At 72.0% G+C, this 14946-nt stretch carries 11 protein-coding genes; 6 read left to right on the top strand and 5 right to left on the bottom strand.

The features are described from left to right. Window positions 1-22: 22 nt before the first annotated feature. The 5 genes from B0I32_RS42740 to B0I32_RS42720 form a co-directional block, all read right to left on the bottom strand. On the bottom strand, window positions 23-1819 hold the full coding sequence (locus B0I32_RS42740) for an ABC transporter ATP-binding protein (RefSeq protein WP_245956379.1): 1797 nt from the start codon (window positions 1817-1819) through the stop codon (window positions 23-25). Next, the gene (locus B0I32_RS42735) at window positions 1816-3723 is read right to left on the bottom strand and encodes an ABC transporter transmembrane domain-containing protein (RefSeq protein WP_106249439.1); all 1908 of its coding nucleotides are present in this window, start codon (window positions 3721-3723) and stop codon (window positions 1816-1818) included. Before B0I32_RS42735 ends, B0I32_RS42740 begins: the two co-directional genes overlap by 4 nt. Before the next feature lie 43 nt (window positions 3724-3766). Continuing rightward, a complete protein-coding gene (locus tag B0I32_RS42730) occupies window positions 3767-4753 on the bottom strand; it encodes a zinc-binding dehydrogenase (RefSeq protein WP_106249438.1) in 987 nt (328 codons plus the stop codon). 90 nt (window positions 4754-4843) lie between these two features. Further along, a complete protein-coding gene (locus B0I32_RS42725) occupies window positions 4844-5986 on the bottom strand; it encodes a helix-turn-helix domain-containing protein (RefSeq protein ID WP_106249437.1) in 1143 nt (380 codons plus the stop codon). Next, window positions 5979-6725 carry a hypothetical protein gene (locus tag B0I32_RS42720; protein ID WP_106249436.1) on the bottom strand — a complete coding sequence of 249 codons (747 nt, stop codon included), beginning with the start codon at window positions 6723-6725 and terminating at the stop codon, window positions 5979-5981. The genes B0I32_RS42725 and B0I32_RS42720 overlap by 8 nt, the downstream gene beginning before the upstream one ends. Window positions 6726-6878: 153 nt before the next feature. Here B0I32_RS42720 and B0I32_RS42715 point away from each other — a divergent pair, with 153 nt between their 5' ends. The 6 genes from B0I32_RS42715 to B0I32_RS42690 all read left to right on the top strand — a co-directional run bounded on the left by B0I32_RS42715 (window position 6879) and on the right by B0I32_RS42690 (window position 14916). Continuing rightward, window positions 6879-8957, top strand: coding sequence for an alpha-amylase family protein (locus B0I32_RS42715; RefSeq protein ID WP_106249509.1), 2079 nt, complete (start codon window positions 6879-6881; stop codon window positions 8955-8957). Further along, a complete protein-coding gene (locus B0I32_RS42710) occupies window positions 8954-10837 on the top strand; it encodes an alpha-amylase family protein (RefSeq protein WP_106249434.1) in 1884 nt (627 codons plus the stop codon). The genes B0I32_RS42715 and B0I32_RS42710 overlap by 4 nt, the downstream gene beginning before the upstream one ends. An 86-nt stretch (window positions 10838-10923) precedes the next feature. Beyond that, window positions 10924-12213 carry an ABC transporter substrate-binding protein gene (locus B0I32_RS42705; RefSeq protein ID WP_106249433.1) on the top strand — a complete coding sequence of 430 codons (1290 nt, stop codon included), beginning with the start codon at window positions 10924-10926 and terminating at the stop codon, window positions 12211-12213. A gap of 8 nt (window positions 12214-12221) precedes the next feature. After that, window positions 12222-13106, top strand: a complete 885-nt coding sequence (locus B0I32_RS42700; protein ID WP_106249431.1) for a carbohydrate ABC transporter permease — start codon at window positions 12222-12224, stop codon at window positions 13104-13106. Continuing rightward, entirely contained in the window at window positions 13106-13993 is an 888-nt protein-coding gene (locus B0I32_RS42695; RefSeq protein WP_106249430.1) for a carbohydrate ABC transporter permease, read from the top strand. The genes B0I32_RS42700 and B0I32_RS42695 overlap by 1 nt, the downstream gene beginning before the upstream one ends. Beyond that, the gene (locus B0I32_RS42690; protein WP_106249428.1) at window positions 13990-14916 is read left to right on the top strand and encodes a D-2-hydroxyacid dehydrogenase; all 927 of its coding nucleotides are present in this window, start codon (window positions 13990-13992) and stop codon (window positions 14914-14916) included. Before B0I32_RS42695 ends, B0I32_RS42690 begins: the two co-directional genes overlap by 4 nt. Window positions 14917-14946: the final 30 nt, after the last annotated feature.

The following is a 14946-nucleotide window of genomic DNA, read 5'->3' as shown; positions in this document are numbered from 1 at the left end:
TTGCGAAGATATTTTTCATCCCTTAACGGGCGTGGCCGCCGGGTTCCGGCCCGGCGTGGTCGCCGTGCCAGGAGTGCCACAGGGACGCGTACGCGCCGCCCGCCGCGACCAGCTCCTCGTGCGTGCCCAGCTCCGTCAGCCGCCCGTCCCGCATGACCGCCACCCGGTCCGCGTCGTGAGCGGTCTGGAGGCGGTGCGCGATGGCGATCACCGTACGGCCCTCCAGCACCGCGGCCAGGGCGCGCTCCGTGTGCCGGGCCGTGCGCGGATCCAGCAGGGCGGTCGCCTCGTCGAGGATCAGCGTGTGCGGGTCGGCCAGCACCACCCGGGCCAGGGCCAGCTGCTGGGCGCGGGCGCCGTCCGGGCGGTGCGGCCCGTGACGCAGGTCGGTGTCCAGCCCGTCGGGCAGCTCGTCGAACCAGTCGGCGCCCACGGCGGCCAGCGCCGCGCGCAGGTCCGCGTCCGTGGCGGCGGGGGCGGCGATCTGGAGGTTGTCCCGTACGGTGCCCAGGAACACGTGGTGCTCCTGGGTGACCAGGACGACCCGCTCGCGGAGCAGGCTCTGGGACAGGGCGGCGACGGGGACGCCGCCGACCGTGACGGAGCCCGTACGAGGGGCGTCCATGCCGGCCAGGAGCCGCCCCAGCGTCGTCTTGCCCGCGCCCGACGGGCCGACGATGGCCAGCCGCTCGCCGGGTCGGACGCTCAGGTCCACCTCGTGCAGCACGTCGGGGCCGCCGTCGTAGGCATAGGACGCTCCGGAGACCTCCAGCCGATCATCCTCGGGTACGGTCGCCCCGCCGGCGGGGGCGTTCGCGGGTGCCGCCGCCATGCCCTCCACGCGGGCGAAGGCGGCGCCGCTGCTCTGCAGGCTCTCCAGCCGTTCCAGCACGGTGTTCAGCGGCTCGGAGAGCTGGCGCAGGTAGAGGGCGGAGGCGACCACCGTGCCCAGCGTCATCGCGGACGGGTCCCGCATCATGAGCGCGCCCCCGACCAGCAGCACGGCCGCCACCGGGATCGCGTACGAGACGTCCACCACCGGGAAGAGCACGCTGCGCAGGGCCAACGTCCTGGTCCTGGCGCGCCTGGACTCCTCGACCGTCCGGCGGCAGGCCAGGAGACGGCGGTGTTCGAGCCTGAGCGCCTGCACGGTGCGGGCGCCGGTCGTGGTGGCCGCCAGCTCCTCGGCCAGCGCCGAACTGGCGGCGCCCTCCTCCAGGTACGCCTTGAGCGCCCGGCGCAGGTACCAGCGGGAGGCGAACCAGATGCCCGACAGCCCGATCACCCCGCACGCGCCGAGCAGCGGGTCCAGCACGAAGACGGCGGCCAGGATGAACAGCGCCTGGACCGAGGCGATGGCGACGTCGGGACCGGCGTCGCGCAGCGTGGTCCCGACCGACGCCACGTCGGTGGTGCCCCGGGTGGTCAGGTCGCCGGTGCCCGCCCGCTCGACCACCGAGGCGGGCATGGCCAGCGCGCGCTCGGTGAACTGCTCGCGGATCCTGGCCAGCGTACGTTCGCCGAAGCGATGACCGACGTAGCTCGCGTACCGCGCCAGCAGCAGCTGCACCACGGCGCAGACGAGGATCGCGAGGGCCAGCCGGTCCACCACGCCGACCGTGGCGCCCGCCTTGACCTCGTCCACGATGCGGCCGAGCAACCACGGCGCGGCCAGCCCCGCGACGGCGGCCAGCCCGTTGAGCGCGAGCATGGCCGCGAACGCCCGTCCGTCCCTCCGGACGAGCCGCACGGCGGCCCGGCGGGTCTGCGCGGCCTCGGCGACGGGCAACCCGCCGCTGCCCTCCGTCACGCCGCTCACCGGCCGGCCTCCTGTGGTGTTGCTGTCTCAGAGGTGGGCGGGCCATCCCTACGGCCGTCGGTGGTCGTGTCGTCCGGGTCGTCGTCTTCCGTGCCGCGCGACACCAGCGCCCGGTAGCCGGGCTCGTCGCGCAGGAGGTCGCGGTGGGTGCCTGCGGCCACGGCCGTTCCTTCGACCAGGTAGTACACGCGGTCGGCCTGGTCCAGGACGAGGGGTGAGGTGCTGGTGACGGCCGTGGTGCGCCCGGCTCGTACGGTACGCAGGCGCGTGGCGACCGTGGCCTCGGTGTGGGCGTCCAGGGCCGAGGTGGGCTCGGCCGCGAGCAGGATCTCCGCGTCGGCCAGGAGCGCGCGGGCCAGCCGGACCCGCTGCCGCTGGCCCCCGGACAGGTTGCGGCCCTGGTCGGCGATGGGGGAGTCGAGCCCGTGCGGCAGCGCCTGGACGATGTCCTCGGCCATGGCCGCGTGCACGGCTCGTGCGACGGCCGCGTCGCCGGGGTCCCGGCTGCCCGCGATGACCTCGCGTAATGTGCCGGCGAACAGGTGGGCCTCGTTGTCCGCCACCAGGATCCGCTCCCGCAGCGCCCCCCGATCGATCTCTTCGAGCCGGACCCCACCCCAGGTCACGCCCGAGCTCGCGGTCCCGCCTGGAGCGGTCTCCCCGCCGAGCCCGCCCGGCAGGTCGGGTCCGCTCGCCGAGTCGAGCCCGCCCAGACGGTCGAGCACCGCCGCCGAGTCCGCTGCCCGCGCGCTGACCAGCGCCGTGACCAGCCCGGGAGCGATCTCCACCCCGGAGACCGGATCGTGCAGGGCGGCCGGTGCGGCGGGCGGCGGAAGGCCGGCACCACCGGGCGACGCGGGCTTCCCGCCCGCAGGCGCGCCGGCCTCGGGCCGGGGATCGGGGGAGGTGCCGTCGTCGGGGCGGAGGCCGAGGAAGTGGATGACGCGGCGGGCCGCGACCAGGCCGCGGCTGAGGTCGTAGCCGCCCTCGACGAAGAAGGAGACCGGCACCACCAGCACGGCCGCGTACCCGTACAGTGCCACCAGTTCCCCGACCGTGATCTCCCCCTGCACGGCCATCCGGGCGGCCAGCCACGTCACGGCGCCCAGGAACAGCGTCGGCAGCCCCACCCCCAGCGCGTGGATCCAGCTCGTCACCGCCCCCACCCGGTACCCCTGCTCCCGCAGCTCCCGCGAGCCGCGCCGGTAGCGTTCGGCGTAGACGTCCTTGCCGCCGATGCCGTTCAGCACCCGCAGCCCGCCGGCGATGTCGGCGAAGCGGGCGGCGAGTTCCCCCTGCCGCCCCCGGTAGGCGGTCTCGGCGCCGCGCAGCCGTCCGAGCAGCGGCCCGAGCACGCCGACCAGCAGCGGCACGCCCAGCAGCACCACGGCGGCGAGGAGCGGCGAGACGGACAGCAGCAGCCCGGCGACCACGATGTAGGCCAGCACCGCCCCGACCCCGGGGCCGGTGATGGTGAGCGTCTGGGCCATCACGGCGGCGTCGCCGGCCCCGATCGTGACGACCTCCCCGGCGCTCGCCCGGCCGGGCAGTGCCGCGCCGAGCCGGGTCGCGTGCAGGGTCACCGCCTGTACGGTCCGGTACGAGGCGTCCAGCCGCACCCGCGTCATCGTCCGGTGGCGCATGATCGCCAGCCAGGCGTTCAGCACCCCGGTGCCGAAGACGGCGGCCACCCACCCGGCCAGGACCGGATAGCGCCCCGTGGCCAGCCCGTCGTCGATGGCCCGCGACAGCAGGTACGGCGGCAGCGTCAGCCCCACCATCCAGGCGGTCCCCAGCGACGCTCCGGCCAGGATCCGCGCCCGCTGGCTCGTGACCAGCCACCACAGATACCGCCCGGGGCCGCGGATGTCGGGGGTTCCCGGATTGATGGGCTCTTCCGCCATGTATCGCACACTAGCGATGGACACATCCGGTTTCGCGAGCAGGTCAGGGCACGAGCACGACCTTGCCGGTGGTCCGCCTGGACTCCAGCGCGGCGTGCGCCGCGGCTGCCTCGGACAGCGGGAACGTCTGCACCGCAGGGACGAGCGCGCCCTCGGCCACCGCCGCCAGCGCCCTGACCTCGTACGCAGGACGCCGGTCCTGCTGGCCGAGCAGGAGCATCAGAGCGTTGGTCACGCTCAGCCCGCGCTCGGCGACCAGCCGCGGATCCGGCTCGATGGGCCGCTCGGAGGAGGTGCCGATGGTCAGGCACCGGCCCCCGTCGGCGAGCAGCTCGAACGCCGCCCGCGCCCGGTCCCCGCCCACCCCGTCGAGCAGCGCGGTGACCTTCCTGCCGCCGAGCGCGTCGGCGACCCGGTGCTGCCAGCCGGGCTCGTCGTAGTCGACGGCGAGGTCCGCGCCCAGCTCGCGCACGGCGGCCACCTTGGCGGCCCCGCCCGCCGCGCCGATCACCTGGGCGCCCAGGCGGCGGGCGTACTGGACGAGGAGCCGGCCGACGCCGCCGGCCGCCGAGGTCACGAGGACCACGTCGGAGGAGGTCAGCTCGGCCACGTCGAGGAAGTGCAGCGCGGTGACCCCCGTGACGATCATGGCGACGGCCGACGCGTGGCCGACGCCGTCGGGGACGCGGTGCACGGCCGCCAGGTCGGCGACCGCCAGTTCGGCGTACCCGCCGGGCCGCCCGCCCGCGGTCACGACGTCACGCCCGATCCAGGCCGGATCCACGTCCGGTCCCACGGCGTCCACGATGCCCGCCACCTCGCCGCCGAAGATCGTCGGCAGCTCGGGCAGCGGCGGCAGCGGCGTCTCCGGGTCGCTGATCCCGCCCTTGCGCAACATCGTCTCGACCAGGTGCACGCCGGCCGCCTTGACGGCGATGCGCACCTGGCCGGGGCCGGGCTCCGGATCGGGGACGACCTCGTAGCCGAGGTTCTCAGCCGGGCCGAAGGAGTGCAGGACGACGGCGTGCATGGGGTCTCTCCACAGGGTCGGTGTCGTCGGACCCTGCCCACCCTTCCTCCTCAACCAAGGTTGAGGTCAACCGGACACAGCCGGGTGGGGCTACGGCACCAGCGTCAGCGAGGGCCGCTGGTCGGGCAGACCGATCAGCTCGCGTACCCGCGCGATCGGCCAGGCCAGCTCCCTGGCCAGCGTCGCGGCGCTCAGCCCGCTCTCCTTGCCGGCCAGCTCGAAGGCGTGCGCCAGCAGCACCGGCTGCTCGCCCGGATAACCGGAGACCGGCTCGTTGGTGAACCCGGGCTGCTCGCGCAGCGCGGCCAGGCGCTGGTAGGCGCGCCCGGCGGCGGAGTCGGACAGCAGTCCGGTCTCCCGGCACCGGTAGAGCAGCGAGTCGACCGACACCCCCCACGTCTGCCGCAGCTCGGCCAGCCGGCGCAGGTCGGCGCGGAGCGGCAGCTGGGGCAGGATGCTGTCGCGCGGGGTGAGGAACTCGGCGGCGAAGGCGTCGGCCTCGCGCTCCTGGTGGGAGTCGCCCGCGGCGGTGTCGCCGTGGAGCACGAGGTGGCCCAGCTCGTGGGCGGCGGTGAAGCGGTGGCGGTAGATGTCGTCGAACCGGTTGGGCGTCAGCACCACGATCGGCCGGGGCAGGCTGGAGGTGGAGAAGGCGTCGACGGTCACCGCGTCGGGGTCGTGCCGGGGAAAGGCCACCACGATGCCGTGCGCCTCCATCCGGCGCACCAGGTGGCTGATCGGCCCGGCGCCCAGCCCCCAGTGGGAGCGCAGCGCGCGGGCGGCCCCCGCCGGGTCGCGCGGCAGGGAGGAGTGCATCTCGCCGCCGGCGAACCCGGGCAGGTCGACGGCGGGCAGCTGGACCCGTTTCTCCAGCGCGTACGCCAGCTCCCACACCTGCTCGACGAAGGCCACGGCCTTGGCCCGCTGGTAGGCGCGGGTGGAGCGCAGGCTGCGGAAGTGGGCCATGGAGCCGTCGAGCTTGCCGTGGGGGCGGCCGGGAAGGAAGAACGCGATCGGCACCGACAGCACCTCGGCCAGCGGCGCGATCAGGTCCGGCCGCGGCCGGGTGACGCCCGCCTCGTATTGACCGACCGCCGCGGGAGAGACGCCGAGATGCTCGGCGACCTCCTTCTTGGTGAGCGCGGCCAGGTGACGGGCCTGGGTGAGGCGGGTGGCGTCGAAGGCGTCGGCGACGGCCTGGGGGGTGAGCCCGCCCGCCCGGGAGTCACGCACCGCCGGCGGCCTCCGGCCGGATCGGGGTGGCCTCGGCGCTCCGCCGAGTGGCCGTGGTGCGCGGATTGAGCTCGGGCATGGGCAGGACGCCCTGGTCGAAGGCCGCCGCGCTGTCGCCGGCGGCGGGCGCGCCGGCCTCCTGGGCCAGCGGGATCGGCTCACACCGGTGCCAGCGCAGGCTGCCGAAGCGGTCGAGCAGCTCGGCCTCGCCCCACCAGGCGTCGAGCAGCCCGGCGTGGGCGTTGGCCGCGTAGGCGATCAGCACCAGCCGGGTGTCTTCCGGCAGCTCGTCCAGCGCCTCGACGACCGGGACCGCGTGCGGCGCGATGTCGTGCAGCGCGAGCTGCCGGATCCGCGGCGCGGGGCCGAACCGGTGGAACAGCGCCTGCACCAGCGCCGACGGGCGGCCGTCGCCGATGCGGGCGCTCATCACGGTGAGCGAGCGGTCCTTGGCGTAGCGGAAGGGGAACAGCAGCTTGCCGTCGAGCAGCACCAGCTCGTGCTGGGAGCCGCCGGGCTTGACGATGCGCACGTCGCCCATGTCCTCGAACGCCTTGGCCAGCGCCTCGAACTTGCGCGACATGAGCGTGAACCCGAACGGGTGCAGATGGTCGGTCCGCGCCGCCTTCTGCGCGTCCCTGGCGTTTTCCAGCGCGACCGACAGGGCCTCGGCCACACCCTGTCTGATCAGGGGAGCGCGCTGCCCGAACGTCTCTTCGGCCCACTGGGACATCCGCATGCCCGACCTCCTGCCGCTTTACTTTCCAACATCATAGGCCCGCCACGACTTCATGTTGCCCGCAGGACACACCTTCCCCCTTGTACGTCTTGCATTCTTGTATGACAATATTCCGCGTCTAACAAGTGAGCTTGACGAGAGGTGCGCTACGGCATGCGAACACCCGACTGGCCCCTGACGGCGACCCGCTGGACGCAACTGACGCTGGCCGAGGACGACCCTGCGCACCTCGACGTCGACTTCTGGACCTCGGTCATGCGGGACAGCAGGTCGAACGCGGTCTGCGTCAGCGCGGGCGGCTACATCGCCTACTACCCGACCCGCATCCCGTACCACCACCGCAGCACCTTCATGGGCGACACCGACCCGTTCGGCGCGCTCGTGGAGGCGGCCAGGGGGCTCGGCATGCACGTCATGGCCAGGGTGGACCCCCACGCCGTGCACGCCGACGCGGCCACGGCCCATCCCGAGTGGCTGGCGTGCGACCAGGAGGGGGCACCGATCGAGCACTGGTCACATCCCGGCATCTGGCTGACCTGCGCCTTCACCGGCTACCACCGCGAGTTCGTCACCGAGGTGGCCAGGGAGATCGTGCGCGAGTACGACGTGGACGCGATCTTCGCCAACCGGTGGGAGGGCTACTACGGCATCTCCTACAGCGAGGCCGCGCGGCGCTCGTTCCGCGACGACACGGGGTTCGAGCTGCCGAAGCGTGAGCACGACACGACCGACCCGGCCTGGCCCGCGTACGTGGCCTGGCGGCGGCGCCGGCTCAGCGAGCTGGTCTCGATCTGGGACGCGGCGGTCAAGGACCTGCGGCCGCACGCCCGCTTCATCCCCAACCTGGGCGCGTTCGCCGCCCGCGACCTGGAGCCCGAGCTGGTCAAGCGGGTCTATCCGCTGTTCGTGGTGGACAAGCAGGGACGCTCGGGCATCGAGGCGCCGTGGGCGGCCGGCCGGGTGGCCAAGCGCAGCAGAGGTCTGTTCCCGGACCGGCCGGTCGGGCTCATCACCTCGGTCGGGCCCGAGTACCACCAGCACCGGTGGAAGGACTCGGTGGCCCCGCCGGAGGAGGTGCGGACGTGGATCGTGGACGGGTTCGCGCAGGGCGCGTTCCCCTGGTTCACCAAGTTCAACGCCACCGTCTCCGACCCGCGCTGGGTGCCGGCCGTGGTGGACGCGTTCGGGCTGCACGCGAAGCTGGAGCCGGTGCTGGCGCCGATGCCGCTCACGGCCGAGGTGGCGCTGGTCGACCCGAGCAGGGCGGGCCGGATCAGGAGCGGGGCGGCGCACTCCTTCCCCGACGAGGACGGCTTCTACCAGGCCCTGGTCGAGGCGCGGATCCCGTTCGACCTGCTGGCCGACCAGGTGCTGTCGGCCGAGCGGCTGCGGCCGTACAAGGTGCTGGTGCTGGCCAACGCCGAGCAGCTCAGTGACGAGCAGTGCGCGGCCGTCCGCGACTACGTGGCCGCCGGCGGCGGCCTGGTCGCCGCGCACCAGTCCTCCCTGTACGACGAGCACGGCGAGCCGCGGGCCAACTTCGGCCTGGCCGACGTCTTCGGCGCGGACCTGGTGAGCCCGCTCAGAGGCCCGATCAAGAACAACTACATCGCGCTGACCGGCGAGCACCCGGTCAGCGGCGGCTTCGGCCCGGCCGGGCGGATCATCGGCGGCACCCGGCTGCTCGGCGTCGAGGCCAGGCCGGGCACGCAGGTGCCGTTCCGGTTCGTGCCGGACTTTCCCGACCTGCCGATGGAGGAGCTGTACGCCAGGAAGGACCCCGACGCCCCGGCCGTGATCACCAGGGAGGGGCCGGGCCGGGTGGTCTACCTCCCGTTCGACCTCGGGGCGATCTTCTGGGAGACGCTCCAGGCCGATCACGGCCGGCTGATCGCCAACGCGGTGCGATGGGCGCTCGGAGGCGAGCCCGAGGCCACCGTACGCGGCCCGGGGCTGGTCGACCTGGCCGTGCGCCGCGACGAGCACAGTCTCGCTGTCACCGTGGTCAACCTGACCAACCCCATGGCCATGCGCGGCGCGATCAGGGAGACCATCCCGCTGCCGCCGCAGACGGTCTCCGTCGCGCTGCCGCCGGACGCGGCGGGGGCCACGGCCCGGCTGCTGGTGGACGGGAGCGAGGTCCCCGTCGCCGTCCGCGACGGCCGGGCCGAGGTGGAGCTGACCGGTGCCGGGCTCATCGAGGTCGTGCACCTGACCTGGGAGCCGAGGTGAGCCGGGTCTGGTGGCGCGAGCCGTTCCGGATGTTCCAGACCAACCTCCGCGAGGTGGACGCCGGGCTGGACGTCGAGCGGGTGCTGGACCGGCTGGAGGAGTTCGGCGCGAACGCCTGGCTGATCAGCGTCGGCGGCATCCTGTCGAACTATCCGACCGGCCTGGACTTCCAGACGCGCAACCCGCACCTGGCCGAGCGCCCGTCCGGCGACCTGATCGGCGACGCGGTGGCGGCGGCCCGGCGCAGGGGGGTGCGCGTGCTGGCCAGGATGGACTTCTCCAAGATCGACCACCGGCGGGCCGAGCGGCATCCCGAGTGGTGCTTCGTCTCACCCGCCGGCGAGCGGCAGGTCTACAACGGCCTCACCAGCGTGTGCCCGAGCGGCGACTACTACCAGGTCAAGCTGTTCGAGGTGATCGGGGAGGTGCTCGACCGCTACGAGATCGACGGCTTCTTCCTCAACTGGATGTCGTTCAACGAAGTGGACTACAGCCGCAGATACTGGGGCGTCTGCCACTGCCTGGCCTGCGCCCGCCGCTACGACGGTGAGCTCCCGGAACGGGCGGACGCCCGGTGGCGCGCGTTCACGCGTGCGACGCTGGACGACCTGCACGCCAGGATCCGGGCCGAGATCGCCGGGCGCAGGCCCGAGGCGGCGCTCATTCTGGGCGAGCACGCCGACATCGTCTTCCACGAGGCGAACAACGCGGTCGGCCGGCCCCTCTGGCACCACCGGACCAGCGAGCACGTCAGCGCGGCCAAGTCGTATCGGCCTGAGGTGCCGGTGCTGGTCAACTCGGTGGGGTTCGTGGACATGCCGTACCGGATGGCGGGGGAGGAGCCTCACCATTTCGCCCAGTATCTGCTGCAGGCGATCTCGCGGGGGGCGATCCCGTCCACGTACATCATGGGGACGCCGGACGACAGCCCGTACGAGTGCCTGGAGGTCGCCGGCGAGCTGACCCGGTTCCACCGTGACCACGCCGAGGTCTACCGGGACCTGGTCTCCGAGGCGCGCACGCTGCTGGTCCGCCCCGAAGGGGAGCGGGCCGAGTTCCAGGGGCTCTACCTGGCGCTGCTGGAGCGGCACGTGCCCTTCGACGTGCTGCCCGAGGAGAAGCTGGCGGCGAGCGACCTGTCCAGGTACGAGCTGGTCGTGCTGCCCGACGCCGGCGCGCTGAGCCGTCCCGAGGTGCTGGACGCCTACGCCGAGTCGGGCGGCACCGTGCTGGCGACCGGGTCGAGCGACGTCGGGCTCGCCTGCCTGCCCGTCGCCCGCCGGCTGGCCGCGTACACGACGGAGGAGTCCGTCCGCTCGCTGCATCTGTGCGGTGACCGCGGCATGGTGCCGGTGATCGGAGCCTTCCACGTGGTCGAGCCCGCGCCGGGAGCGGAGACGGGCCTGCCCGCGCTCTCCAGGGCCAGGTACGGCCCGCCGGAGAAGTGCCACGGCCATCTGGAGACCGGCCATCCCGGCTGGCTGAGCGCCCCCTACGGCAGGGGGAGGGGCGTGCTGATGCCGTGGACGGTCGGCCGCGGTTACCGGGAGACCGGGCTGAGCGCCCATCGCGACCTGTTCGCCGACCGCCTGCCCGCCGGCCTCGCCGTCGGGACGGGGCTGCCCGAGCAGGCGGAGATCGTGCCCGCCCGCGCCGGGGACCTCCGGGTGATCCATCTGCTGAACCGCTCGGGCGACGCCGACCAGCGCTTCCGCCGGCCGCTGCCGATCGCGGAATCGTGGCTCGACCTGCCCTGGCCGGGCGAGTGGGAGGCGCACGCGCTGCGCGCGGACCGCCCCCTGGAGGTGGACGGCGGCCGGGTGCGGTTGCCGGAGATCGGCCTCTTCGAAGTCGTGAAATTGTCAAACAAGTATTCATGACCTATTGACGGTCTCGTTAGACAAATGAACACTGGACCATCACCGGGGTAGCCGGTCCCCTGTGAGAACGACGGGAGAACAACGTGATGAGCGGACTGGATCGGCGGGGGTTTCTGAAGCTGGCGGCGGCCGGGGCACTGGGGGCCGGCCTGACGGCGTGCGGCGCCGGCGACTCGGGCGGCGGTGACGGCACCACGCTGCGGTACGCGTGGTGGGGCAACAACGTCCGGCAGCAGAACTACACGAAGGCACTCAAGGAGTTCGCGGCCAAGAACCCGGGCATCCAGGTCGAACCGGAGTTCGCCGACTACACCGCCTTCCAGGAGCGCATGACCACCCAGATGGCCGCCCGCGACGTGGCCGACATCTTCTGGGTCGCCTCGGCGCAGGTCATGACCTACCACAAGAGCAACATCTACCGGCGCCTCGACGAGGTGCCCAGCGTCGACCTGGCCGACTACTCCAAGGAGGAGCTGGAGTCGTTCAAGCTGGGCGGGCAGCTCAACACCATGCCGTTCGGCATCTTCGTCCCCGTCTTCCGTTACAACGAGACGTTCGCCGAGGAGGACGGCGTCAAGCTCCCGCCGGCCGACGCCGACTGGGACGCCTGGTCGGAGTTCCTCATCGACTACTCCAAGGACAACCCGAAGCAGCGCAAGGGCATGCCGTACGAGGCCGACGCCGACATGGTGTTCGAGGCCTGGCTGCGCCAGCGCGGCGAGCTGCTCTGGAGCGAGGACGGCAACCCCGGCTTCACCGCCGACAGCGTCCGGGCCTGGTTCGACTGGTGGGACAAGATGCAGAAGGCCGGCGCGGTGCTGACGCTGAGCGAGCAGGAGGGCATGGGCCCCGACTGGGCCCTGGTCGGCAAGAAGGTGCTGGCCAAGGTCGGCAACTCCAACCACATCATCGACGACGCCAAGATGTTCCCCGACTACTCCTTCAAGCTGCGCAGCGTTCCGGCGGCCAAGGACGCGCAGGCCGGGCACCCGTTCCTCTACTACCCCCGGATGGCCATCTACCAGGGCATCGACGACGACAAGCTGGAGGCCGCGGGCAAGCTCATCAGCTACAACACCAACGACCCCGCGATGATCAAGACCGTCGGCCTCACCATGGGCGCGCCGGTCAACCCCAAGGTCTTCGAGCAGACGCTGGCCGCCGCGCAGGGTGACGACAAGGAGTCGCTCGACGCCGTACAGGTCAGCCGCAAGGCCGAGCGCCGCCCCCGCTTCGAGGCGCCCCCCGGCACCAGCACCTGGCGCACCGCCATGGCCAGGGTCGCCGAGGAGATCTCACTCGGCCGCCTGAGCACCGCCGACGGCGCCAAACGACTGCTCGACGAGATCTCGGCCGGCATCGCCCGCGCCAAGTAGGAACCCCCATGTCGAAGCTCCATCGTCAGGGCGGCGCCGCACACGTCTTCCTGATCCCCTGGTGGCTGGGCCTCGTCCTGGTCACGGCCGTACCCCTGATCGCCTCCCTCTACCTGGCCTTCACCGACTACAACATCCTCAGCTCGCCGAAGTTCAACGGCCTGGAGAACTTCGAGCGCATGTTCCAGGACGACTACTTCTGGGCCGCCGTCCGCGTGACCGCGGTCTACGTCGTCGTCTCCATCCCGCTGCAACTCGGCTTCGCGCTGCTGCTCGCCCTGATCCTCGACCGCGGCCTGCGCGGCCTGGCCTTCTACCGCAGCGCCTTCTACCTGCCCTCGCTGCTCGGCACCAGCGTCGCCGTGGCCATCCTGTGGCGGCAGATCTTCGGCGACAACGGCCTGGTCGACCGGGCGCTGTCGATCTTCGGTCTCGAACTCGGGAGCTGGCTGCAGAACCCCAGCCTGTCGCTGTCCACGCTGATCGTGCTGAACGTCTGGACCTTCGGCTCACCCATGGTGATCTTCCTGGCCGGCCTGCGCCAGATCCCCGAGGAGCTGTATGAGGCCGTCAAGGTGGACGGCGCCGGAATCGTGCGCCAGTTCACCGCGGTCACGATCCCCCTGCTCACCCCGATCATCTTCTTCAACCTGATCCTGCAGACGATCGGCGCGTTCCAGACCTTCACCCAGGCCCACGTCGTCAGCGGCGGCACCGGAGGCCCCGCCAACTCGACGCTGTTCTACACGCTCTACATCTACCAGCAGGGATTCACGAACTTCGACATGGGCTACGCCTCCGCGCTGGCCTGGGTGCTGATGGCGGCCATCGGCCTGGTGACGGCCGTGCACTTCGTCCTGTCGAGGTACTGGGTCTTCTACGGAGACGACTGATGACGACCGCGACGACCTCGCTCGACTCCGCGCGCGCCCGCACCACGGCGGTCCTGCGCCGGCGTGGGCGCCGGGACCTGCTCAAGCACCTCGGCCTGGGCGTCTTCGTGCTGCTGATGCTCTATCCGCTGATCTGGATGATCGTCAGCTCGCTCAAGCCCGACCACCTCATCCTGACCGAGCCGGGGCTCATCCCCAGCGAGGTCACCTTCGACAACTTCGTCGCGGGCTGGAACGCGCTCAACCGGCCGTTCACCGTCTTCTTCCTCAACTCGCTGCTGGTCACCGTCGGCTCGATCATCGGCAACCTGTTCTCCTGCTCGCTCACCGCGTACGCGCTGGCCCGGCTGGAGTTCAGGATGCGCGGGGTCTATCTCGCCATCACGCTGCTGTCGGTGATGCTGCCGATGCACGTGCTGGTGATCCCGCAGTACATCTTCTTCTCGCAGCTCGACCTGGTGAACACCTACTATCCGCTGCTCATCCCGAAGTTCCTGGCCACCGACGCGTTCTTCATCTACCTGATGGTCCAGTTCATCAGGACGATCCCGCGTGACCTGGACCGGGCGGCCTGGATCGACGGCTCGGGCCCGTTCCGCACCTTCTGGTACGTGGTCCTCCCGCTGATGCGGCCCGCCCTGGTCACCACCACGATCTTCACCTTCATCTGGACCTGGAACGACTTCTTCGTCCCGCTGATCTATCTCACCTCGCCGAAGATGTTCACGGTGCCGGTGGCGCTGAACTCCATGGTCGACTCCGAGACGCAGGGCGGTGTGGGCATGTTGTTCGCGATGTCGCTGGTGTCCCTGCTACCGGTGCTCATCTTCTTCGCCATCGCCCAGAAGCAGCTCATCCGCGGCATCGCCACCACGGGGCTCAAATGAGGATCATCATCACCGGCGACCACGACGAGCTCGCCCGCCGCCGCATCCGCAGGGCGGCCGGTGCCGCGCAGGTCGAGTTCGCCGCCGACCCGGGCGAAGGCATCGAGCTGGCCGACGCCGTCGTCGGGAAGGTGCCCGAGCCGCTGCTGGCCAAGGCGGGCCGGCTGCGCTGGGTGCACAGCCCGGCGGCGGGCGTGGACGGCGTCCTGTCCGAGGGGCTGCTGGCGAGCGACATCACGCTCACCTCCGCCACCGGCAACGGCGCCGTCCCGCTGGCCGAGCACGCGATGCTGCTGCTCCTCATGCTCGACAGGGACGTGCCGCGCTGGCTGCGCGCCCAGTCCGAGCGCCGCTGGGAGCGCTACCCGCACGGCGAGCTGGCCGGCAAGACCATCGGCCTGTACGGGCTCGGCCACGCGGGCCTCGACCTGGCCGCCAAGGCGAAGGCGTTCCACATGCGGGTGCTGGGCGTGCGCAGGAGGGACGCCCCCGCTCCCGGCGTGGACGAGCTGCTCGGCCAGGACGAGTTCCCGCGCTTCCTGGCCGAGTCCGACTACGTGGTGGTCACCGCGCCGCTCACCCCCGTGACCGCGGGACGGTTCGGCCGGGCGGAGTTCGCCGCGATGAAGCCGACGGCCTGCTTCGTCTGCGTCTCGCGCGGCGGCATCGCCGACGACGACGCCCTGCTGGACGCGCTGCGCCGGGGTGAGATCGCCGGCGCGGGCCTGGACGCCCACGGCGTGGAGCCGCTGCCGCCGGCCAGCCCGTTCTGGTCGCTGCCGAACGTCATCGTCACCCCGCACAACGGCGCCACCACCCGCGAGACGGCGGGCCGCGGCCTGGACATCCTGCTGGACAACCTGGGCCGTTTCGTCAGGGGCGAGCCGCTGCGCAACGTCGTCGACAAGGCCGCCGGCTACTGAGAGTCCGAGTATACTTGTCTGACGATTTTG

It is taken from the genome of Nonomuraea fuscirosea (assembly GCF_003001935.1).
GTDB lineage: Bacteria > Actinomycetota > Actinomycetes > Streptosporangiales > Streptosporangiaceae > Nonomuraea > Nonomuraea fuscirosea.
This window is presented reverse-complemented; position numbering and strand designations above follow the sequence as displayed.

Coding starts and splice junctions, on each gene's coding strand:
- B0I32_RS42715 (WP_106249509.1), top strand. CDS start 6,879: ATGCGAACACCCGACTGGCCCCTGACGGCGACCCGCTGGACGCAACTG.
- B0I32_RS42735 (WP_106249439.1), bottom strand. CDS start 3,723: ATGGCGGAAGAGCCCATCAATCCGGGAACCCCCGACATCCGCGGCCCC.
- B0I32_RS42705 (WP_106249433.1), top strand. CDS start 10,924: ATGAGCGGACTGGATCGGCGGGGGTTTCTGAAGCTGGCGGCGGCCGGG.
- B0I32_RS42700 (WP_106249431.1), top strand. CDS start 12,222: ATGTCGAAGCTCCATCGTCAGGGCGGCGCCGCACACGTCTTCCTGATC.
- B0I32_RS42695 (WP_106249430.1), top strand. CDS start 13,106: ATGACGACCGCGACGACCTCGCTCGACTCCGCGCGCGCCCGCACCACG.
- B0I32_RS42690 (WP_106249428.1), top strand. CDS start 13,990: ATGAGGATCATCATCACCGGCGACCACGACGAGCTCGCCCGCCGCCGC.
- B0I32_RS42730 (WP_106249438.1), bottom strand. CDS start 4,753: ATGCACGCCGTCGTCCTGCACTCCTTCGGCCCGGCTGAGAACCTCGGC.
- B0I32_RS42720 (WP_106249436.1), bottom strand. CDS start 6,725: ATGCGGATGTCCCAGTGGGCCGAAGAGACGTTCGGGCAGCGCGCTCCC.